Below are 23559 nucleotides of genomic sequence, written 5' to 3' on the forward strand. Positions count from 1 at the left end.
TTTCACGTATGACCCGGGACAAATTTGTAAAACCTAATACCATACCGTCATTAATCCAGGATTGTCAGCTGTTGTCAGACATAAGATTTCGGCTCTGCCCGTTCACCTGTGGTATTTTTACACAATCTTCACCCGCTTTATACAGAAGCTCTATAAACAGCTCTTATACTTTATTCATGGACTTTAAATGACCTATAGAGCGGAGAGGTGGCTTTCTGTGAATGCAGAAAAACAGATCAAATCATTTCCTGACTATCGGCTGATCAGCGGGAAAAGGGTTGTCCTGCCGGACGGCATTGATGCCTATCTTGTGATTAAAAGAGGCTTTGATGTAGTCTTCTCAGCGATTGGAATCGTCCTGGCGGCACCGATCATTCTGCTCTTTTCAGCCCTGATTGTTCTTGAGACGCCGGGTTCTCCTTTTTATGAGCAGGAACGCGTTGGTAAGGACGGGAAACGATTCATTCTTGTGAAACTGAGATCGATGCGCAGGGATGCTGAGAAACTTGGCGCACAGTGGGCGCGGACGGATGACCCCCGCATCACCCGGGTCGGACAGATTATACGGAAAACGCGAATTGATGAACTGCCGCAGCTGATCTCTGTGCTGAAAGGGGACATGTCCCTGATCGGTCCGCGTCCCGAACGGCCGTTTTTCACCGAAAAATTCAACCGGGAAATACCGGGCTTTAAGCAGCGTCTGATGGTCCGTCCCGGCTTGACGGGGCTGGCTCAGGTGAGCGGGGGGTATGATCTGACACCTCAGGAAAAGCTGATCTATGACCTCGATTATATCCGCGGGCTGTCTCCGGCACTGGAACTTCTGATTATGCTGAAAACCATCCGTGTGCTTCTCACCGGTGAAGGCGCGCGCTGACATGTTCTACTCAGTTGTCGCGCCCTGCAACAATGAATTAGGTTAAATCGGAGGACGTCTTATGAAAAAAGTACTGGTTACCGGCGGAGCCGGATTTATTGGTTCCCATGTCGTTGAAGCCCTGATCCGAAAAAAATATGAGGTCGCTGTGATTGATAATTTTTCTTCCGGGCGTCTTGAAAACATTTCGGGATTGCCGGTCGACCTGTATATTTGCGACGTGACTGATCCTTCTGTGATTAATCTTGTTCAGTCGATCAAACCGGACTGTATCATTCACCTGGCAGCTCAGATCAGCGTTGCCAAATCGGTTGCTGATCCGCTGGCCGATGAGCGTATCAATGTCAGAGGATCGCTGAATGTGATTCAGGCGGCACACCAGGCAGGGGCTTCACGTGTGGTTTTCGCTTCTTCGGCTGCTGTTTATGGTGAGCCTCAAGATCTTCCGGTGACTCCGGAACAGCCTGCTGCTCCGGAATCACCATACGGACTGGCCAAACTGACTGTAGAAAGTTACCTGAAAATGTTTCATAAATTCTACCACCTGTCTTACAGCATTCTGCGCTTCAGCAACGTGTATGGGCCGAGGCAGGATGCGGAAGGAGAAGGCGGCGTTGTATCGATTTTTGCAGACAGGATTCGCAAGGACACACCGCCGATGATTTTCGGAGACGGTAACCAGACGCGTGACTTCATCTTTGTCCGTGATGTCGCTTCTGCGGTTGTCCTGGCACTTGAACCTGCAGAAAGTCTTTGCGTCAACGTCTCGTCGGGAGCACCTCTGTCTGTCAATCAATTGTTCAGCATGATGAAGAAAGTCTCCGGCTCCCCGATCCAGCCATTCTACGGACCGGAAAGAGATGGTGACATCCGGGACAGCGTGCTTTCCAACGAAGCGGCCAAAACGCTGCTGCACTGGAAACCGGTGACCAGTCTGTATGACGGCCTCGGTGAAACAATCGGCAAACGGCAACACAGAAAGCGTGTAGCGCACTGAGCGGAAACGAACATCATGAGAGACAGGAGTGCATGTTATGGGCGAAAACATCCGGGCCGCCAGTCGGGTAACGGCAATCCTTGCTGTTCTTCTTGCGGGATTTGTCGGTGTCATCCAGATCAATCCGGTTCCGGAGAGATTATATCTGATTCTGATCTGGATATGGGCTTTGATTGCAGCAAGCCTTTTACTAAAAAGAATGAAGGACGGCAGCCGGATTCTTCCCGCGGGCATGTACCTGCTGATCGCTGCAACATTTTTAAATCAATGGTTATTGCGTATCGAAATTGGTGGGTTCTCACTGTTTATTTATCGGCTGATGCTGATTGCCTGTCTTCTTCTGTTCCTGAAGCATCTTGCCGCGAACGAGGGACTTGGAAGGGAATGGACGCAGCTGCAGGTTAAGGGAACGATTTGTTTCCTGCTTGCCTGGCTGGCTTATGGTACCGTTGCACTCATCTGGTCGGATTCGGTGTCGGAGGGGATCAAGTATCTCTTTCTTGTCGCGATGGGCATCCTGTTTGTCCTTATGTCTGTAATCGTGTTTAACCGGACAGAACGGCTTGTTGTGTTTCACAGCATCTGGATGACGATGAGCGCAGTGCTGATCGCACTGGGACTGGTGAATGTCATCGGTCACATTCAGCTGCCCACGTCGACACTTTACGAAGGGCCGGATTATAAGCTTGGCTTTCCGACGGCAACCTTTACCAACCAGAATGATTTTGCCGCCATGCTGTCCCTGTCCTTCTTTTTTTATTTGTCCTGGCTGAGGGCACATCTGAGCTCTCGATGGAATGTGACCCTTTTGATGCTTACGATACTTTCACTTGCTCTGATCATTCTGGCCGGCGCCCGGGCAAGTGTGGCGGCCGTGATTTGCGGACTGGCTTTCTATTTGTATCTGTTAGTGCCGAAATTCTGGAAGAAAGCAGGGCTTTGGTCTGCCGGACTGATGCTGATTGGAGGAATCGCCGCTTTCTCGATGACGCTGTCCGGCAAAATCAGCCGGTTTATGGCTGTTCTTGCTTACTATTCTCCGTATGAAGCACCGGAGTCAACCTCAGTCCGGCTGCATTTGCTCCAGAGTGCACTGAGCAGTCTGGCGGATACATTCGGTTTCGGCCTTGGCCCGGGAAACATTTCGTATGCCCTGGAAACCCGTCCTTTGTTCAATACAGATCATATATACGAAGTACACAACTGGCTGGCGGAAATCGCTGCAAATTTCGGCATTTTGATCGCTGCCGGGTATCTGATTATGTACGTGGTTCTTTTTGTCCGCCTCTGCCGGCTTTACCGTTTCTGCTTCAGCAAGGAGCAGCGCATGCTGGCTGAAGCCTGTATGACCGCTCAGATCGCCTTTCTTTTTTCCAGTATCGGACCGAGCTCGATCAGCAATCTCTATTTTCACTGGGTATTTCTTGGCTTTATTATAGCGTGCGTATCGGTACTCAGTAATGAAATCAGCAGGCGTCGCCTGGAAAAACCTGAAGGAGCGTAGTGAACACATGAGACACCGAATTGCCGTCAGGGCAAAAAAATATCTTCTATTAATTGTGGCTGTACCGTTGATTCTCGGCTTGCTTGGCTGGTTCGTTCCGGCGGGGAAAGCGCCCTCCAGTTACAAAGCAACGACGACCATCGCTCTGGGAAACTATGATGACCCCGATTATAATTACCGGTCACGGGTCAGCGTCTATCTGATGAGTCCTGAATTTTATCAGGCGCACATGCCGGACGTCTGGAAGGCATACAGAGCAGATCTCTTTCCGCGGCTGACAGTGACTCAGGGGAAAAGTCCGCTGATTCAGGTCACTTTCACCGGGCCGTCAAAAAAAGAGGCAGCGCTCGGCGCGAATCAGATCGCATCCGGCTTTTTAGCAGCTGACAAGGTGCAATACCAGAAACACGTCGCCGTTGTCGACGAGTCAATTACACGCGCACAGATGACTAAATCTGATGCTGCCGCCCGGGCGGAAAGTGATTCTTTGATTTACACGCTGAAGATGAAGAAACTGTCTTTGAAGCCGGCACAATTGATGGAAGCCGCGGATCCATCGCGGAGCAGCGGCAGCACGGTGTTTACATCGAAGAAGCGTGCGCTGCTCGGCATCATGCTCGGCCTGACGCTGGCACTGGCCTGGCTGGCGCTGCCGGAACTGGTCCGTCCGGGAGAAAAAGATCAGGAGGTGCGTTCATAGTGCTGGAAGGTCCCGAGGTTTCAATCATCATGCCGGCTTATAATTCGGAAAAAACGATCGATGCAGCGATTTTTTCTGTGCGGGAGCAATCCTTCTCTGACTGGGAACTGATCGTCGTCGATGACCGGTCTGCCGATCGGACACGTGAAAAGATCGCCTCCTGGGAATTCGTCGATGAACGGATTCATCCCGTGTTTCTCAACCGGAACAGCGGCGCTGCGGCAGCACGCAACGCCGGGCTGGATATGGCCACCGGCCGCTATATGGCCTTTCTGGACAGTGATGACCGCTGGAAGCCGGAAAAGCTGGAAAATCAGCTGGCTTTCATGAAAAATCATCATTATGCATTTACGTTCACGGGATACGAGTATATTCTGGCCGACGGAACGGCAACCGGGAAGAAGGTTGCTGTTCCGGAATGCGTTTCATACACGGATATGCTGAAAAATACAATTGTCGGCTGCCTGACGGTAATGATCGACCGCTCACTGACCGGACCGTTCCGGATGCCGCCGCTGCGGGCGCGACAGGATCTGGCGACCTGGCTTGCTTTACTGAAGAAGGGGATCTGTGCTTACGGGCTGGATCAGTGTCTGGCTGAGTACAGGATCAGCGGCAAGGGGTCCGTGTCCGGGAACAAGTGGAAGTCGGCGGAAAAAACCTGGTATGTCTACCGGAAAGTGGAGAAGCTTCCGGTGCTGAGTGCCTGCTGGTATTTCTGCAACTACGCGGCAAATGCCGTGTTGAAAAGATTGTGACACCGAAATGTTCAGGGCTTCGGACATTTTTCATACAGATCTATAATAGGTGTTAAAGGGTAAACTTCATGCTGGGAGCAGAATGGCTGATGAAACAAAACATACATATTATTGTCGCTGCGGCAAAGTGGACCGGGGATCGTTTGAAGTACAGGCGCCACCGTCTGGCCGAATATCTTGACCGGCTGCCGGACACGGACGGCGTAATCTGGGTCTGTCCGTCGCCTGAAGGAGAGGATCCGGAATTTACCGATTTGCGTAATGGGATCAGTCAGTGGGCAATTTCAGATCTGCTGCCGCAGAAATTCTTTCGTTTCGGCCGCTATCTGGATCTTTTTTATCAAAAAAAAACGGGCCTTTTTGCGAAACAGCTTGAGCACATGGAGGGCAACTTTCACTTTTTTCTCTGGTACACCTGCCCGATTTTTCCGAAACTGGCCGAACAGTTCCCATGGACCAGGGTCATCTACGACTGCAGTGATCTGTGGGCGGCTCCGATCGGCGGCGGGCATTCGCCGCTGTCTGTGCTGCGCCGGAAACTGATTGCCCGTTCGGAGCAGCGTGTGATCAATGCCGCCGATACACTTTTCTGCACGTCGGATTACTTGCATGACCGTGTGAGCGAACGGGCGGCCCAGGCGAAGCAATCGCGCATTTTTACGATCGAAAACGGCGTATCGTTCAGCCGGTTCTCGGAGATGCGGAGAGCGACGCAAGTTCTGCCCGAGCACTTTCAGGGCACCATTCTCGGTTACATCGGCGGGATCAAACCGAAACTGGATTTTGCCCTGATCCGGGAGGCTGCACGCCGCAAACCGGAATGGCTGTTTCTGTTTGTCGGTCCGGACGGAACTGGCCCGGACAGTCTGTTCAAAAAGCTGCGTGAAAAGAAGAATGTCCTGTGGACGGGCAGTGTGTCACCGGAAGAAGTACCGCAGTATACTCAGCTTGTCACAATCGGTATTATGCCATATAAGCCGTCAGTTTATAATCAGGCGGTTTTCCCCCTGAAACTGTTTGAATTTCTTGCGGCAGGCAAGCCGGCCGTCGGACTCCATCTTCCGTCGACAAAGAAATACGATCAGGCGGGCGTCTACCGTGAACTGGAAGACGGCGATACCGCCGCATTTATCAAGGTCTGCGAAGAGATGGAGCAGGCGGCAGGAATGGAAACTTTTATCAGGAAACGGCAGGAACTGGCCGGGACAAAGGACTGGAATGCGCTCTTCGCCCGGATGGACTCTTTGATTCAGCAGGATTATTGGGAACACTGACCGCCCCTTCTGCGAGGAGGCTCGCGGGTCGTCCGGCCTGGAGCGGAGATCCGGAAGCGGATGCTGAAACCAATGCAGAATTTAGTAAAATTGACCCTGTAAATACAGGCGTTCCTGCGGGGGCGGGCCGGCTTTTTACGGTTGCCTCGTTTCGGCTTGACTAAACCCTTGATCCATATATAATGAGTATAGAATTTTGCAGGCAATGGATAAAAACTCTGTGTCACCTGACCGGATTCCATCCGGTCGCTATCTTTATTTTCTTCTGAATTTCCTGACTGGTCGTCCTGCTGCGAGATTCCGATTATTCAGAAAGGCTGTGAGGACAGGGTTGGAAAATAAGCTGAAGCTGTACGGCTTTAACAACCTCACAAAGGCGCTGAGCTTCAACATTTACGATGTGTGCTATGCGAAGAGCGAGCGTGAGCAGCGTGACTATATATCTTATATTGATGAGCAGTACAATTCGGAGCGCCTGACCCATATTCTTTGCAAGGTGACGGAAATGATCGGTGCCCATGTGCTTAATATCAGCAAGCAGGACTATGATCCGCAGGGTGCCAGCGTCACGATTTTGATCGCCGAACAGGAATTTCCGAAAGACAAGATCGACAAGTCCTGCAATCTCGGCCGGATCGGGGACAATTACGGACGTGATACGGTCCTCGGCCATCTGGATAAAAGCCATGTGACCGTGCACACGTATCCGGAATTTCATCCGGGCAATGCGATTGCTACGTTCCGCGTCGATATCGATGTGGCGACGTGCGGCGAGATCACACCGCTGAATACCCTGAACTATCTGATCGGCAGTTTCGACTCCGACATTATTACGGCCGACTACCGCGTGCGCGGCTTTACCCGCGACGTCAATGGCAGGAAGCTGTTCATGGATCATGAGATGACCTCAATCCAGAACTATATTGATCCGGAAACCCTTGAAAAATATGATGCGGTGGACATTAACGTCTACCAGGCAAATCTTTTCCATACAAAAATGCTGATCAAAGAACTGGATCTGCAGAACTATCTGTTCAACCGGGATGTTCTGGAAATCCCTCCGAAAGAACGGCTGAAGATCAGCACCAGTCTTCGCCGGGAAATGATTGAAATTTTCAGCGGTGCCAATATTTTTGACTGAAAGCGGGTGAGACGACAAAATTGAAGCAGGATACAGATAAGAACCGACTTTCACAGGACAGGGCACCCGTGCTTGAAGCGTTGCAGCGCTACAAGTCGATGCGGGTTGTCCCTTTTGATGTACCCGGACACAAGCGAGGCAGGGGAAACCGTGAGCTGACCGATTTTCTTGGGGAGAAGTGCCTGACCGTTGATGTTAATTCCATGAAGCCGCTCGATAATCTGTGCCACCCGGTTTCGGTGATCAAGGATGCCGAAGCGCTCGCAGCCGAAGCGTTCGGGGCGGAACATGCGTTTTTTATGGTCAATGGAACGACGTCTGCCGTCCAGAGCATGGTGCTGAGTGTCTGCAAGCGCGGGGATAAAATCATTATGCCGCGCAATGTACACCGCAGCGCGATCAACGCGCTGATTCTCAGCGGTGCGATTCCGGTTTACGTGAACCCGGGGATGAATCGTGAACTGGGGATTTCACTCGGTATGTCGCTGGATGACGTGGCCCGGGCGATTGCTGAAAACCCGGATGCTAAAGCGGTGCTGGTCAACAATCCGACGTACTACGGCATTTGTTCCGATCTGAAGGCAATCACGGACATGGCACATGCACACGGGATGCGCGTTCTTGTCGACGAGGCACATGGCACCCATTTTTATTTCGGGGCGCATCTGCCGCTGACGGCGATGGCTGCGGGCGCCGACATGGCTGCGGTCAGTATGCATAAGTCGGGCGGCTCGCTGACGCAGAGTTCGCTGCTTCTGATCAGCAACGGGATGAGTGAAGGCTATGTCCGTCAGATCATCAATCTGACGCAGACGACGAGCGGCTCCTACCTGCTGATCTCGTCGCTCGATATTTCACGGCGCAATCTGGCACTGCGCGGGCAGGACATTTTTCAGAAAGTCAGTAACATGGCCGAGTACGCACGCGCAGAGATCAATCGGATCGGCGGCTATTATGCCTTCTCAAAGGAACTGGTGAACGGCGACACGGTCTTCGATTTCGATGTGACCAAGCTCTCCGTGCACACGCGTGACATCGGCCTGGCCGGAATCGAAGTCTACGATCTGCTTCGCGATGAGTATGACATTCAGATCGAATTCGGCGATATCGGCAATATTCTTGCCTATATTTCGATCGGTGACCGCCGGCTTGATCTGGAACGGCTCGTGTCGGCCCTGTCTGAAATCAAGCGGCGCTATATGAAGGATAAGGCGGGTATGCTGAGCCAGGAATATATCCGGCCGCAGGTAGAGATGGCACCGCAGACCGCTTTTTATTCAGAAAGCGAATCGGTGCCGCTGGATGGGAGTATCGGCCGGATCTGCAGCGAGTTCGTCATGTGCTATCCGCCGGGCATTCCGATTCTCGCTCCGGGTGAAAAAGTGACGCCGCAAGTGCTGGAATATATCCATTATGCCAAGGAAAAAGGTTGTTTCCTGACCGGCACGCAGGACAGTCAGGTGAACCGATTACAGGTGATCAGGGAGGGGTAGGCTTGGAACTTTGGTTTACGGAAAAACATACGGACCACGTCCGGTTCTCAATTCAGGTTGACCGCCAGCTCTATTCCGGGCAGAGCGAGTTCCAGCGGATCGACATCTTCGACTCTCCGGAGTTCGGCCGGTTCCTGACGCTGGACGGTTATATGATGCTGACGGAGAAAGATGAATTCATCTATCACGAAATGATCGTCCATGTACCGATGGCGGTTCATCCGGCAGCAAAAAAAGTGCTCGTGATCGGCGGCGGTGACGGCGGCGCGGTCCGCGAACTGACCCGCTATCCGGGCATTGAGCAGATCGATCTTGTAGAGATCGATCCTCAGGTGGTCGATGTCTGCAAGAAATATCTGCCGCAGACCGCGGGCAAACTGGATGATCGGCGGGTACGGATCTTCTATGAGGACGGCCTGAAGTATGTGCGCGCGGAAGAGGACGCGTACGATCTGATTATTGTCGATTCGACCGACCCGTTCGGACCGGGTGAAGGACTGTTTACCCGTGAATTTTACGGCAACTGCTTCAAGGCATTGAAGGCGGACGGTCTGATGGTCAATCAGCACGAGAGCCCGTTCTACCCGGTCGATGCAGAAGCGATGCAGCGCGCCCATAAGCGGATCGTTGAGTCGTTTCCGATCAGCCGCGTCTATCAGGCACACATTCCGACTTATCCGTCAGGGCACTGGCTGTTCGGCTTCGCGTCGAAGAAGTATCATCCGGTGCGGGACTTCGATCCGCAGGCGTGGCTGGCGCTGGGCCTGAAAACCCGTTACTACAATCCGAAACTTCATGTCGGCGCGTTTGCATTGCCGAACTATGTGAATGCGCTGCTTGAAGAAGAGGAGAAAGGGTAAGTGGATCATCCAAAATATGGAATTTGGCTGAATCCCTTCTGAATTTGGCTGAATAAGCTGCCGAATTGGCTGGATAGAATGAAAAATCGATTGACATATTAGAGGAGGCGTTCATTAATGGGTAAAGCGTTGATTATCGGAGCCGGCGGTGTGGCAAGCGTCGCCATTCATAAATGTTGTCAGAACCCGGACGTATTCGAAGAAATCTGCATTGCGAGCCGGACAGTAGCGAAGTGTGAGGCGCTGAAAAAGAAATTGGAAGGCGGCAGGACGAAAATTCAGACGGCACAGGTTGATGCCAATAACGTGTCGGAACTGGTCGCGCTGATCCGTAAATTCCAGCCGGATATCGTCATCAATCTGGCGCTTCCCTATCAGGACCTGACGATCATGGACGCCTGTCTCGAGACGAAGGTCGACTATGTCGACACGGCGAATTACGAACCTGAAGACACGGCAAAGTTCGAATACAAATGGCAGTGGGCCTACAGAAAACGTTTTGAGGACGCCGGGATCACTGCACTTCTTGGGAGCGGATTCGACCCGGGTGTTACCGGTGTTTTCTCGGCCTATGCTCAGAAGCACTATTTTGACACGATCCGGCAGATCGACATTCTTGATGCGAATGCCGGCGACCACGGCTACGCGTTCGCGACCAACTTCAATCCGGAAATCAATATCCGTGAAGTTTCCGCGAAGGGCAGCTATTATGACAACGGCAGGTTCATCGAGACCGATCCGATGTCGATCAGGCGTGTCTATGAATTTCCGGAAATCGGTCCGAAGGATATCTACCTGCTGCACCACGAAGAGATGGAATCGCTCGCACTGAATATCAGGGGTATTAAGAAGATCCGTTTCTGGATGACGTTCTCGCAGAGCTATCTCGATCACCTGAGAGCGCTTGAGGATGTCGGCATGACATCGATCGAGCCGATTGATTTTGAGGGAAAGAAGATCGTGCCGCTGCAGTTTCTTAAGGCAGTGTTGCCGGATCCGGCCTCGCTCGGACCGCGAACCAGGGGCAAGACCAACATCGGCTGCATCTTCCAGGGTGAGAAGGACGGCAAACCGGTCACTTATTATCTTTATAATGTCTGCGATCATCAGGAGTGCTACAGAGAGGTCGGTTCACAGGCCGTCTCTTATACTACCGGCGTACCGGCGATGATCGGTGCATCGATGGTCCTGACCGGGAAATGGAAGGTGCCGGGCGTGCACAACATCGAGGAGTTTGATCCGGATCCGTTCATGGCGGCACTGAATCAGTTCGGGCTTCCGTGGCAGGAGAGTTTTGCACCGGAACTGGTCAAGTGAGGGCGCCCTATGAATCTTGATTTCAATGAGGTGCCGTCACCGGGGTATGTCGTTGATGAGCGCCTGCTGGTGAAAAATCTCAAACTGCTGAAATCGGTTCAGGACCGGACCGGCTGTAAAATTTTGCTTGCCCAGAAGGCTTTTTCGATGTTCGCCCTTTATCCGCTGATCGGACAGTATCTGAGCGGCGTTGCGTCGAGTTCCCTGTACGAGGCACGGCTCGGCCGCGAAGAGATGGACAAGGAGGTCCATGTCTATGCCCCGGCATTCAGCGACAGAGATTTTGACAGGATACTCCGCGTCGCCGATCATCTCGTCTTCAACTCGTTCAGTCAGTGGGACCGCTTCAAAGACCGGGTCAATCATGCATCACGGCACATCGAATGCGGGATCCGCGTGAATCCGGAATACTCCCAAGTGGAAACCGGGCTGTATGATCCGTGCGCCCCTTTTTCAAGAATGGGTGTCACGGCGGCTAATTTTCAGCCCGATGACCTGGACGGGCTCAGCGGTCTGCATTTTCATACACTGTGTGAGCAGAATTCGGACGCGCTCGAACATACGCTGCAGGCTGTCGATCAGAAGTTCGGCCCTTACCTGAAAAAGATGAAGTGGATCAATTTCGGCGGCGGGCATCATATCACGCGGTCGGATTATGACGTGGAACGGCTGATCCGCTGCATCCGGTTCATGCAGAATAAGTACGGCCTGGATGTCTATCTGGAACCGGGTGAAGCCGTGGCGCTGAACACCGGTTATCTTGTCAGCACCGTGCTGGATATTACCGAAAACGGTATGGCGAACGCCATTCTCGATACATCGGCGACTTGCCACATGCCGGACGTACTGGAGATGCCTTACCGTCCGAAAATCATCAGTGCCGGCAAGTCCGGTGAGCTTCCCTACACGTACCGGCTGGGCGGGCCGACCTGTCTTGCCGGCGATGTGATCGGCGATTACTCTTTCCGTGAGCCGCTTCATGTGGGTTCCCGCCTTGTGTTCTGTGATATGGCGATCTATTCGATGGTGAAGAATAATACGTTTAACGGTATTGCGTTGCCGGCAATCACGACTTTTAATGCAAAAGACGGACTGCAAGTCATCCGTGAATTTAATTATGACGATTTCAAAAACCGGCTCTCATGAAATTTTAAAATCTGAAATAAAGGACTGTCCTGATGGGCAGCCTTTTTATTATGGATGATGATAGGGGGATGTCGTAATCATCGGTAGTCCGACGAATTTTTAAGTAGTACAGAAATATTTTTTCATTATGCGGATTCCAACCCTTGAGGAGGAATGAATCATGAATCACTATGCTTTTTATGAAGAATTTGACGGGCATGCGTCACGCCCCGTTTTGCTCGGCCGGCCGGGTTTCACGCTGCCGGCGGAGACGATGCTGACAGCTATCCGCCAGTTCGCCGACCGGAACAAACTTCGGTTAACACACTTCGACGAGCTGGATGAGGGGTCGATGCGGGCTTTTTATTCACGCAAAAAGTTATTTCATCACGCTCAGGAGGTCATTTATTATGTTTGTGCGGCAGATGACGCGGATTCTGATGCAAAGTCCGGCAGCTCGCCCTCAGAATGATGTAACGGTCCGGAGCGGTATAACACTTATTCTGTTTTGTTCAGCAGCTGTTCAGCAAGTGCAGCAAAGAAACGGGCACTTTTGCCAATCGCACGCTCATCGACGACCAGATCCGCATGATGAAGCCCGCTGTTGCCCGAAACGCCCATAAACACAAACAGAGATGACATCTGTTTCTGATAATAGGCAAAGTCTTCGCCAATCGTTGTCGGCTCAGGATCAACAACCTTAAGGCCGGTTGCCCGGGCCGCTTCTTCCGCCAGGTCCGCCAGTTGCGGGTTATTGACGATCGGCGGACCCTGACGTAAATAATGCACTTTCCCGGACACGGAAAATGCCCCGGCAATCCGGGTTACCAGTTCATTCATCCGCTGCTCGATTTTTCCTCGCGTCTGCTCTGTAAATGTCCGAACCGTCCCCTCAAGCTGCGCGTGATCCGGCATGACGTTCCATGTGTTGCCGGCCGTTATCCGCGTCGTGCTGATTACTGCCTGATCAAGCGGCGACAGGTTACGGCTGACAATCGACTGCAGTGCGGAAATGATCTGTGCTGAGACGACAATCAGATCGTCCCCCTGTTCCGGGACGGCACCGTGAGTTCCTTTACCGTTGAGATCAATAATAAAGTGGTCCACTCCGGCCATCAGCGGCCCGGATTTGATGCCCACCGTACCGACTGGCAGACCCGGCATAATATGCATGCCGCAGATTGCCTGGGCATCATCGAGGAGGTGCGTCTCCAGCACGCGCCGGGCACCCTCACCGATTTCTTCCGCCGGCTGGAAAATGATCTTCACCGTCCCGTTCAGTTCATTTTCCCGTTCTTTTAACAGAAGCGCGGCACCGAGCATCGACGTCATATGCAGGTCGTGCCCGCAGGCATGCATTTTTCCCGGCACCTCCGACGCAAAGGGCAGTCCGGTCTGCTCGGCAATCGGCAAGGCGTCGATGTCCGTCCGAAGCGCAATCACCGGCCCCGGCTTTTTCCCTCCGATCACCCCGAGCACGCCGGTCTCCAGCGGCAGATCGGCCAGTGTGACCGACGCTGCGGTCAGCCACGATTTGAGCTTCGCGGTCGTCTCCTTTTCTTCAAAAGCAAGTTCCGGATGCCGGTGGAGCTCCCTGCGCCGTTCAATCAGCATCTCATCCAGTGAATCCGTTTCCTTTATGGTCATCGCCCTGCGCCTCCGCTTTTGTCACACATCTGTCTTTACTTTTCTTTCTTCACTTTTCTGTCATCACGTTACTGTTAGAATACATGATTCATGAACCGGGGACAACCATCGCCGGGGCCGGCCTCCACGATGCCGGTGAAAAGTTTTCAGGATCACGGGCATACTAACGTGATTGCATTATTCCGGAGGAGGCGGTCGATTGATGGCGGGGAACACGCGTCATTTTATGAAAAATGTCCTGATCTGGACGGGTAAGGCCACATTCTGTTTCGTTCTGTTCTTGTCTCTTACGGTGACAGCCTCAGCGGATGCAAGCCAGGGCCCGGGTTCTGAACGGGTAATGATGCCTTCCCGGGCGGCTCTGACAGGCGCAACGGAATCTTTTCCCGTCAAGCCGCCGGATCAGCTGTTTCCCGCAGCATCGGTCAGCAGGAAGGTTGCTTTCCCGCTGTTCACGGGCGTCCATTCCATTGATTTTACACTGGGCGTGCTCCCGGATACTCAGGCTTACAGCAAGTCTCTGCCGGAAATCTTTCCAAAAATGAATCAGTGGCTCGTGGCTAACAGAGAAGCACTGAATTTAAAATATGTATTTCACCTCGGGGATATCGTCAACAATCTCGACCAGCCCTATCAATGGCATACCGCTTCACAGGCAATGCACCGCTTCGATGCGGCCTCAGTGCCGTACGGTGTTATTGCGGGAAACCACGATGTCGGCTACAGCATCGACTATCAGATCTACAGTAAGTATTTTGGCGAAAAGCGATTCAGGGACCGCCCCTGGTACGGCGGGTCCTATAAGGACAACCGCGGACATTATGATCTGATCGATGCCGGCGGCAAGAAGTTCATCATGATCGGCATGGGCTGGGGGATCGGCCGTGAAGAAGTGGCCTGGCTCAATCAGACGCTAAAACACTATAAAGACCGGACCGCCATCCTCTGCGTCCATGAATACCTGAATGGTGAAAGCCAGCGCTCGATCGAGGGAAACCTGGTCTATGAAAAGGTGGTCCGGACAAATGCCAATGTACGGATGGTACTGAGCGGCCACTTTTACGGCGCAGCCAGGCGGGTGGATCAGATCGACGACAATCTGGACGGCCGGCCCGACAGAAAAGTGATTCAGATTCTGACCGACTATCAGTCCCTCCAGGGCGGCCAGGGATTTATCCGTGTCATGGGGTTTGATCTGTCCCATGGCCGCGTGTACGTGCGTACCTATTCACCGCTGAACGGGAAAACCCATGTTTTCAGGAACGATCAGGAAAACTTTACAGTATCGCTGGAAATGCATGAAAAATAGACAGTTTTTAACCAACAATCCTGACGTTGTTTTCCAGGAATTAATCTTGAATATGCCTAAGCGGATTTTTCTCGAAGGACATAACTTTAGATTTAGTTAAAGTGTGGTAATCTTTAACAGACATAAGGTTTAGTCGAAGCATATCCGCATCACTAATCTGGACGAGATAAAAGACAGTCTGAGGAATACAAAAAACATCCGATGAACAATCTCTCAGACTCGATGAATCGTTCAATGGCCGGTGATTTAAAATCATTAACCAAAGGCGGCTGTCTTACAAACATCATTACCCTGGTTGTAATTATTATCTTTGTCGGCGGGGGATTACTTATTCTTTCTCAATGTACCCGTTAAATTCTTTTCCGACCGACTTGACCGCTGTGAAGCAAATAGTGTAACATTACTATGTTATTGACTCGGGCGGGCTTAAAGCCTTGCGATGGGGCATTAGCTCAGCTGGGAGAGCGCTTCGCTGGCAGCGAAGAGGTCAGCGGTTCGAGCCCGCTATGCTCCATAAATGTATAGCATCATGAAGTGTGTGACCCTCTTCCTGGGGGTCACATTTTTCTTAGGGACAAAGATTTGCATGAGACACTCAGGGCACAAAATTTCCACAAAATAGGATTTGGCTGAATGACCCCTTGATTTGGCTGGATTTTCCAGCAGGGCACGTATGCACCTATGCACCAGTCAAGGGTAATCACTGATTACTTGCTCCTTATGTCACAGTTCCTGCATCCCATTTTCACAATTTTTTAACAATCAGAAAACATGACGAACATCATGGCTTAACTTGTCCCATCTATCATAAACCTGTGAGTTAAATCACTAAAATAAGGGAGAGAAGAAGGCATGATTCGATTGAAAAGAGAGAAAAAATGGACGGCGGGGCTGCTTGCGCTGCTGCTTGTCGCAACGTGCAGCACGCTTGCACTGCCGGGGACACAGACGACAGATGCCAAGTCGGTGACAAAACACGCCTCTAAGTATTCGGTAATCCGGTCACAGTCGGCCACGACCACACCGATTAAACATGTTGTTGTTCTTTTCCAGGAGAATATTTCATTTGACCACTATTTTGGTACGTATCCGAATGCGAAGAATCCAAAAGGGGAACCGGCCTTCCATGCGGCTCCGAACACCCCGACGGTAAACGGACTCAGCGGGGCGCTGCTGACGAATAATCCGAACGGTGTAAACTCGCAGCGACTGGATCGCAACCAGGCGGTGACCGGCGGCAATGACCACAGTTATACGAATGAACAGAAGGCGACCGACGGCGGACTGATGGACAAGTACGTTCAGTACGGCGGCCACGGATCGACCAATGTGATGAATTACTATGACGGGAACACGGTCACGGCGATGTGGAACTATGCTCAGAATTATTCACTGAATGATAATTCGTTCGGGACTGTCTACGGGCCGTCCACACCCGGGGCTTTGAATCTCGTATCCGGGCAGACGCACGGCTCTGTTGCCTATACGGCCAATTCGACGGCAGGCGGCCAGACCATTCCCGGCAATGTAATCAGCGGCTCGGTGAACAGCAACGGGTCAACCTATGGTGACCCTGATCCTTACTATGACAAGGCCTCAAAAGGAAAGACGGTCGCGCTGACCGGCAAGAACGTCGGCAATATGCTGAACGATAAAAACATTACCTGGGGCTGGTTTGAAGGCGGATTCCACAACGCGGCCGAGCAGCACAGCAATGTCGGCGGTGCCAAGTCGACCGATTATATCCCGCATCATGAACCGTTCCAGTATTATCAGTCCACCTCCAATCCGAACCATCTGGCACCCTCTAAACCGTCGCTGATCGGCAAGACCGATCAGGCCAATCATCAGTATGATCTGACCGACTTCTGGACGGCAGCCAAAGCCGGGAATCTGCCTGCCGTCAGCTTCCTGAAAGCACCGGCGAATCAGGACGGCCATTCCGGCTATTCTGATCCGCTCGACGAGCAGACCTTCCTGACCAACACGATCAACACTCTGGAGCAGCTCCCGTCCTGGAAAGACACCGCGATCATCATCGCTTATGATGATTCGGACGGCTGGTATGATCATGTCATGCCGCCGGTTGTGAATGGGTCGAATGATCCGCAGGTTGATGCCCTTAACGGCCAGGTCAAACCGGGTGCCTATCTGGACCGTGCGGGGTACGGGCCGAGACTGCCGCTGCTGGTCATCTCACCGTATGCGAAAGCCAATTTTGTCGATAACACGCTGACCGATCAGACATCCATCCTCCGGTTCATTGAAGACAACTGGAAGCTGGGACGGATCGGCGACCAGTCGTTCGACGCGATGGCCGGATCGATGGAGAATATGTTCGATTTCTCAAAGCACGGCGGCAACAAACCGCTGTTCCTGAATCCGGATACCGGCCTTGTTGAAAGCAAGCAGGCGGCGAAGAAGCAAGGCGCAGCCTATCTGAAGACCCTTTACAAAGAAGCCGGGGTCACTGCTCCGGCGAAGTGAAATAAATCTTTTTCATCCTGATTTTTGCAGACAGGCCGGAGAGTTGCTTCTTCGGCCTGTTTTCGGTGCGCCTTTCAGAAGTTTCCGATCGATGCACAGTTGAAATCGCATCCAGTTCTCCGATAAACTGGTAACAGAGGCACTGCTTTCCGACAGAAGGTATCACTCACCGGGTCGAAAAAGTCAGACTAGTTTTGTTCTGTTTGGCAAAACTAACCGGAACAGGATCGAAACCGGTACATTCGGAGATTGGGGCGATCGGCTATGGCATGGTTTTCCAGACCGGCAGAAGAGGTTTTTTCAGAATATAAAGTGACTGCCGAACAGGGACTTTCCAGTGATGAAGTGCAGCGGAGACTGGCGGAATACGGAGAAAATAAGTTAAAAAGCAAACCGAAAAAAAGTGTGCTGGCCCTGTTCTTTTCGCAGCTCCGGGACATGCTGATTTACGTGCTGCTCGGAGCGGCCGTGATCACACTGGTGATCGGCGAATACGCGGATACCGTGATTATTCTGATTGTGGTTGTGTTGAATGCTGTGATCGGCGTCTTTCAGGAATTCAAGGCGGAAAAGGCGATGGAGGCGCTCCAGAAAATGACGGCGCCGAAAGCACTGGTCCGGCGCGATGGCGAGATCCGGGAAGTGGAGGCCAGGACGATTGTGCCCGGGGATGTGGTGGTGCTTGATGCCGGACGTTATGTGCCGGCTGATCTGCGGCTGACTGAAAGCGCTAATCTGCAAATTGAAGAATCGGCACTGACCGGTGAATCCGTACCGACGGAAAAGCACGCCGGCAAAACTTTTGACAATGAGAAGACACCGCTTGGGGATCAGGCAAATATGGCTTTTCTGTCCACACTGGTGACGTACGGACGCGGCGAAGGGGTAGCGATAGCCACCGGTATGCAGACGGAGATCGGCAAGATTGCCAAAGTGCTTGACGAGGATACGGAAGAGCTGACGCCGCTGCAGAAGAAGCTGGCGGAACTCGGGAAGATGCTCGGCTATGTCGCCATCGCGATCTGTGCGGTGATTTTCATCGTTGCCCTGATTCAGAAGCGGGATCTGTTCGAAATGTTTCTAACGGCGATCAGCCTTGCTGTGGCCGCAATTCCGGAAGGGCTTCCGGCGATTGTCGCGATCGTACTGGCCCTTGGCGTGACGCGGATGTCACGGATCCATGCGATCGTCAAACGGCTCCCGGCTGTGGAAACGCTCGGTTCCGTCACCATCATCTGTTCCGATAAAACCGGAACGCTGACACAGAACCGGATGACGGTCCTGAACACGTACACTTATAAAAATCTTGACGATGTGCCGGAAACCGGGAATCGCGCGGTGAAGCGTGACGATCTGAAAGACTTGATCCGCTCCCTGGTGCTCTGCTCCGACGCCACTTATGAAAACGGCGAGAGTACCGGTGACCCGACAGAAGTTGCGCTGGTCGTGCTTGGCGAAAAATATCAGCTGACAAAAAAAACACTCGAAGCCGCCTGCCCGCGAGTTGCGGAAAAGCCGTTTGATTCGGACCGGAAGCTGATGTCGACTGTGAACCGGGAGGGAGACGGCTTCCGGGTCAATACGAAAGGGGCCATCGACAATATTCTGAAGATCGCTACCCGGGCACGGGTCGACGGACAGGTTGTCCCGCTTACCGACGACCTGCGGCATGCGTATCTCGAAACTGCTGAAGCGCTGTCCGACAAGGCGCTGAGGGTACTTGGTGCAGCCTATAAAGATACGGTGGAACCGGTCCGGGCGGAGGACATGGAGCAGGATTTGATCGTGCTCGGCCTTGTCGGGATGATCGATCCGCCGCGTCCCGAGGTCCGGGAGGCGATCGCCAGAACGAAGGAAGCAGGTATTACACCAGTGATGATTACCGGCGACCACCAGCATACCGCGCTGGCGATTGCCCGGGATCTCGGGATCGCCGATACTCCGGATCAGGCGATTTCGGGCAGTGACATCGATGCGATTCCGGATGATGCGTTTCAAAACGAAATCAATCGGTACCGCGTCTTTGCCCGCGTCTCCCCGGAACACAAAGTCCGGATCGTCAAGGCCTTTCAGGCGCAGGGCAATATCGTGTCGATGACCGGAGACGGAGTGAATGATGCACCGTCGCTGAAAAGGGCGGATATCGGCGTGGCGATGGGGATCACGGGGACCGATGTCTCCAAGGGTGCGAGTGATATGATCCTGACCGATGATCATTTTACGACCATCGTCGCGGCAATCGAAGAAGGACGGAATATCTATAACAATATCCGTAAATCGGTGGTTTTCCTGCTGTCCTGCAATCTTGGGGAAATTCTGGCCATCTTCATTTCCGTTCTGTTCTTCTGGCCGGTACCGCTGATGCCGACGCAGATTCTGTGGATCAACCTGATCACCGACACGCTGCCGGCGATCGCCCTCGGCATTGATCCCGGCGATGCGGAGATTATGAAGCGCAAGCCAAGGAGTCCGAAAGAGAGCTTCTTTGCCGGAGGCGCCGCTGTACGTGCGATTGTCGGCGGGTCGCTGATCGGCCTTCTGACCTTGATTGCTTTTTATTTCGGGCTGAATGAATACGGCTACAGCATGTGGTCGAAAGGAATCCCGGGACATGTCCTGAACTATGCGGAAACGATGGCCTTCGTCGTGCTCGCAGTATCGCAGCTCTTTTACTCGCTGGCGATGCGCCATCCGACGCAGTCGATTTTCAGAATCGGATGGTTTTCAAACCTGTATCTGACCGGTGCCATCGTGCTCGGCATGGTGCTGCAGTTTCTCGTCATTTCGATTCCGGTGCTGGCCGGTGCATTCCATGTGCAGATGTTGAGTCTCCGTGACTGGGTGATCGTTGTCGCCTTTTCTCTTGTTCCGCTGGCCGTCAATGAATGCGTCAAAATCGGACTGAGAATGCGGCAAAAGGCTTCGCGCAGCTGATTGAGTATCATCCTGCCGGAGGATGAGAAAAAAGGGATATTGACAAACAGCAGTTGTGGTGTTTAAATGATGAGTAATCCTCATAGAAGGGAACAGATCCGATGAAACGAATCGCAGTGGCTTTTACTTACTATTATCGCTTTTACTACTTTAGGTAGCGTTCGTATCCGCTCCGGGTGCGAACGCCATGCGTTTTAGCATCTGGAGTTGGGAAGCGACAATAGCGCAACCAACTAGAGATGATTGTTACATCCTAATTGGTCGCCACTACGATACGGATCTTGCAATAGATTTCCTGTTCAAAGCAGCCAGCCGGATATAACAATCCGACTGGCTTTTTCAATAACTCTGTTATATCTGGTGCTGTTTTCCGTTGCAGGCGCTCGCTTTTCCCGCAGGAGATTCGTGCCTTCCGCTCGAAACGATCGAGTGAGAAAAACAACATTATTTTTTAGACAGAGCGTTTTCAATAGAAACAGAAGGGGTGTTTGGGAAGGATGACGAAATCAAACAGAATCAGGCTGAGTCTGGTCCTCTACATGAATTATTTTATTCACGGGATCGGCCTGCTGATTCTGACACAGAACATGAAGGCGCTGAGCGGCGTGTGGGGAACGCCGCTGGCAACCGTTTCTTACGTCATTTCCGGTGTGGGGATCGGCAGGCTTCTGGCTTATTATCTGTTCGGCAGTCTGTCGGATCGATACGGCCGGAAGGTATTTATTGCAATCGGCATGGTCAGCTACACAGTCTTTTTCATCGGCATTGTCCTGACCCGGGATTTCCAGGTGGCTTACCTGCTGGCCATACTGGCAGGTATCGCCAACTCGGCGCTGGATTCGGGAACCTATCCAACTTTTATGGAAATGGGCGGGAACAATGGGGCGGCAAATATCCTGATCAAGGCAGCCATGTCTGTCGGGGAATTTATCCTGCCTCTTTTCATCGGGCTGAATGAGAATCTGGGCGGCTGGTACGGTCTCAGTTTCGTTCTTGCTGCAGCCATTCTTCTCGTCAACTGTCTCGTGCTCATCCGGACACGGTTTCCGGAACAGTCGCGTCCAGGCGGGAAGGCAGATCACCGGCTGTTTGAAAAGGGTACGGTGACCGCCCGAAAAATCGTACTGCTTGCCATTCTGTCTTTGTACGGTTACACGTCGATGGCCCTGATGATCCTCTATACGCAGTGGATCACGCTCTACGGGATTGGCGATCTGCACATGAGCAATATGCAGGCTCATTTTCTGCTGTCTCTGTACAGTGCCGGATCGATTACCGGTGTTCTGATCACTTTCACCTTGTTGAAACGCGCCTTGGTGAAGGATGTTCATCTGATTCTGACGCTCAGCGGACTGGCTCTGCTGGCGCTCCTGGTGATCTGCTTTTCGGCCAATCCGCTCGTCGTCAGCGCGGCTTCATTTATTTTCGGCATAACGGCGGCCGGCGGGATCATGCAGGTCGGTCTGAATATTTTCATCTCCCTGTTTCCGAAAGCCAGGGGCCGCGTGACCGGCATCTTCTTCTCGTTCGGCAGTCTCGCTTCGTTCACGGTGCCGATCTTCACCGGGATGCTGTCGACCCTCAGCACGGTCGCAGCACTGCGCAGCGATCTGATTATCGCCGCCGCTTCCTGTATTCTCTGGCTCATCGGTTACCGGCTGATGCGCCCTTCAACAGAGAAGAATGTGAGTTATCGCAAAGAACGGAGCCGGATCAATCTGATCGATTTCCTGATTCTCAGGCTGCTGCAGTGGCGCTTCCGGATGGTCCGTATCATCGGTGTTAAAAAACGTGACCAGGAGGGGCAGATTCTTGATCGGGCACGCGAGCAGGAGATCATGGACCGGATTCACCGGCAAATCAGGGATCATGAAAATGTTGCTTATTATCAGGCGATTTTCCAGACCATTCTGATCAATTCGAAACGCTATCAATCACAGATACAGGAGAAAGGAAGGATCCGATGATTTACTTTACAGCAGGTGAGTCGCACGGCCCGGAACTGACGGGACTGATCGAGGGGTTTCCCGCCGGTCTGCAGCTGTCGGCCGATCAGATCGATCAGCAGCTGAGTGAGCGGCAGAAAGGTTACGGACGCGGGTACCGGCAGAAGATTGAAAAAGACCGGGTGAAGATCACATCCGGGGTGCGTCACGGCATCACTCTGGGTTCGCCGATCACCCTCCGGATCGCCAACATCGATCATAAACACTGGGGTGAAATTATGGATCCGGTCGGTGAACCGGATCCGGAAACGAATATGCGGGAAGTGAAGAATCCGCGTCCGGGCCATGCCGATCTGGTCGGCGGGATGAAATACGGGCATCGGGATCTGCGCAATGTACTGGAACGTTCGTCGGCCCGGGAAACGGCGATGCGGGTCGCCATCGGTGCGGTTTGCAGCCAGCTGCTCAATCAGCTTGGCATTCAGCTTGCCGGATATGTACGTCAGGTCGGGCCGATTGACGCGGATGCCGGCCGGCTGCTGACGCCGGCAGAAATTGAGCGTGAGATCAGTAAGAATGATCTCCGGATCGTCGACCAGGATCAAGTCCTGCCGATTCACGAGCTCATTGACCGGACGAAAAAGGAAGGTGACACCCTTGGCGGGATCATCCGGGTCGTCGTGCAAAACGTTCCGGCCGGTCTCGGCAGCTACACAAGCTGGAATGAGAAACTGGACGCCAAAATTGCTGCCGCAGTGATCGGCATCAATGCGATTAAGGGCGTATCTTTCGGCGACGGCTTCGATCTGTCCGTCCGTCCCGGAAGTAAGGATATGGATCAGATCTACTGGGATAAGGAGCACGGCTGGTACCGCAGCAGTGATCATCTCGGCGGGTTCGAAGGCGGCATGACCAACGGGATGCCGATCATCGTCAATGCGGCGATGAAGCCGATCCCGACTCTTTACAAACCGCTGCACAGTGTCTCGATCGACAGCAAGGAAGAACATAAAGCCAGCATCGAACGCTCCGATGTGACAGCGATCGTTCCGGCGTCTCTCATTATCGAAGCAGTTGTCGCCATCGAACTGTGCAAGGCCATACTGGATACGTTTGATTCGAGCAGCATGGAACGGCTGAAAAAGCAGTATCAGGACTACTGTGAGGAATTAAAAAATTACTGAGGAGAT

Annotated in this window: 18 protein-coding genes, 1 tRNA gene and 1 pseudogene; 19 read left to right on the forward strand and 1 reads right to left on the reverse strand. The window is 52.7% G+C overall.

The genetic code is table 11. The annotated features are described in order from the left end of the window. Positions 1–217 precede the first annotated feature (217 nt). The 12 genes from D889_RS0106440 to D889_RS0106500 all read left to right on the forward strand — a co-directional run bounded on the left by D889_RS0106440 (position 218) and on the right by D889_RS0106500 (position 12518). Complete coding sequence (locus D889_RS0106440) at positions 218–877, forward strand: sugar transferase (RefSeq protein ID WP_010631541.1); 660 nt, start codon at positions 218–220, stop codon at positions 875–877. Between the two features lie 61 nt (positions 878–938). Next, the gene (locus D889_RS0106445; protein WP_010631540.1) at positions 939–1874 is read left to right on the forward strand and encodes an NAD-dependent epimerase/dehydratase family protein; all 936 of its coding nucleotides are present in this window, start codon (positions 939–941) and stop codon (positions 1872–1874) included. Positions 1875–1911: 37 nt separating this feature from the next. Next, on the forward strand, positions 1912–3378 hold the full coding sequence (locus D889_RS0106450) for an O-antigen ligase family protein (protein WP_010631539.1): 1467 nt from the start codon (positions 1912–1914) through the stop codon (positions 3376–3378). Positions 3379–3385: 7 nt separating this feature from the next. Next, entirely contained in the window at positions 3386–4078 is a 693-nt protein-coding gene (locus tag D889_RS0106455) for a YveK family protein (RefSeq protein ID WP_010631538.1), read from the forward strand. Beyond that, the gene (gene tuaG / locus D889_RS0106460) at positions 4078–4836 is read left to right on the forward strand and encodes a teichuronic acid biosynthesis protein TuaG (RefSeq protein WP_010631537.1); all 759 of its coding nucleotides are present in this window, start codon (positions 4078–4080) and stop codon (positions 4834–4836) included. The genes D889_RS0106455 and tuaG overlap by 1 nt, the downstream gene beginning before the upstream one ends. Positions 4837–4904: 68 nt before the next feature. Beyond that, on the forward strand, positions 4905–6110 hold the full coding sequence (tuaH, locus tag D889_RS0106465) for a teichuronic acid biosynthesis protein TuaH (protein ID WP_010631536.1): 1206 nt from the start codon (positions 4905–4907) through the stop codon (positions 6108–6110). A 331-nt stretch (positions 6111–6441) separates the two neighbouring features. Then, positions 6442–7251, forward strand: a complete 810-nt coding sequence (gene speD, locus D889_RS0106475) for an adenosylmethionine decarboxylase (protein ID WP_010631535.1) — start codon at positions 6442–6444, stop codon at positions 7249–7251. Positions 7252–7271: 20 nt separating this feature from the next. After that, positions 7272–8744, forward strand: a complete 1473-nt coding sequence (locus tag D889_RS0106480; protein WP_010631534.1) for an aminotransferase class I/II-fold pyridoxal phosphate-dependent enzyme — start codon at positions 7272–7274, stop codon at positions 8742–8744. Between the two features lie 2 nt (positions 8745–8746). Then, on the forward strand, positions 8747–9604 hold the full coding sequence (gene speE, locus D889_RS0106485) for a polyamine aminopropyltransferase (RefSeq protein ID WP_010631533.1): 858 nt from the start codon (positions 8747–8749) through the stop codon (positions 9602–9604). A gap of 117 nt (positions 9605–9721) precedes the next feature. Next, positions 9722–10921: a saccharopine dehydrogenase family protein gene (locus tag D889_RS0106490; RefSeq protein ID WP_010631532.1), complete on the forward strand. Its 1200-nt coding sequence runs from the start codon at positions 9722–9724 to the stop codon at positions 10919–10921. Positions 10922–10930: 9 nt separating this feature from the next. After that, positions 10931–12067, forward strand: a complete 1137-nt coding sequence (gene nspC, locus D889_RS0106495) for a carboxynorspermidine decarboxylase (RefSeq protein ID WP_010631531.1) — start codon at positions 10931–10933, stop codon at positions 12065–12067. 160 nt (positions 12068–12227) lie between these two features. After that, positions 12228–12518 (forward strand): hypothetical protein, encoded by a 291-nt coding sequence (locus D889_RS0106500; protein ID WP_010631530.1) that lies wholly within the window; start codon positions 12228–12230, stop codon positions 12516–12518. A 26-nt stretch (positions 12519–12544) separates the two neighbouring features. On the opposite strand, the gene D889_RS0106505 is transcribed toward D889_RS0106500, so the two are convergent. Continuing rightward, positions 12545–13693: an amidohydrolase gene (locus tag D889_RS0106505; protein ID WP_010631529.1), complete on the reverse strand. Its 1149-nt coding sequence runs from the start codon at positions 13691–13693 to the stop codon at positions 12545–12547. Between the two features lie 202 nt (positions 13694–13895). Here D889_RS0106505 and D889_RS0106510 point away from each other — a divergent pair, with 202 nt between their 5' ends. The 7 genes and pseudogenes from D889_RS0106510 to aroC all read left to right on the forward strand — a co-directional run bounded on the left by D889_RS0106510 (position 13896) and on the right by aroC (position 23553). Beyond that, entirely contained in the window at positions 13896–15002 is a 1107-nt protein-coding gene (locus tag D889_RS0106510; RefSeq protein ID WP_010631528.1) for a metallophosphoesterase, read from the forward strand. 174 nt (positions 15003–15176) lie between these two features. After that, positions 15177–15356: pseudogene (locus D889_RS15825) on the forward strand (DUF6366 family protein); the annotation flags it as partial. Between the two features lie 87 nt (positions 15357–15443). Further along, positions 15444–15516 (forward strand) — tRNA-Ala (locus D889_RS0106515). A 338-nt stretch (positions 15517–15854) separates the two neighbouring features. Next, positions 15855–17489 carry a phospholipase C gene (locus tag D889_RS0106520; RefSeq protein WP_010631527.1) on the forward strand — a complete coding sequence of 545 codons (1635 nt, stop codon included), beginning with the start codon at positions 15855–15857 and terminating at the stop codon, positions 17487–17489. Between the two features lie 264 nt (positions 17490–17753). Continuing rightward, positions 17754–20423, forward strand: coding sequence for a calcium-translocating P-type ATPase, PMCA-type (locus D889_RS0106525; protein WP_010631526.1), 2670 nt, complete (start codon positions 17754–17756; stop codon positions 20421–20423). A 497-nt stretch (positions 20424–20920) separates the two neighbouring features. Next, positions 20921–22390 carry an MFS transporter gene (locus tag D889_RS0106530; protein WP_010631525.1) on the forward strand — a complete coding sequence of 490 codons (1470 nt, stop codon included), beginning with the start codon at positions 20921–20923 and terminating at the stop codon, positions 22388–22390. Continuing rightward, positions 22387–23553, forward strand: coding sequence for a chorismate synthase (gene aroC, locus D889_RS0106535; RefSeq protein WP_010631524.1), 1167 nt, complete (start codon positions 22387–22389; stop codon positions 23551–23553). The genes D889_RS0106530 and aroC overlap by 4 nt, the downstream gene beginning before the upstream one ends. The last annotated feature ends 6 nt before the right edge of the window (positions 23554–23559 follow it).

It is taken from the genome of Sporolactobacillus vineae DSM 21990 = SL153 (assembly GCF_000377985.1).
GTDB classification, from domain to species: Bacteria; Bacillota; Bacilli; order Bacillales; family Sporolactobacillaceae; genus Sporolactobacillus; species Sporolactobacillus vineae.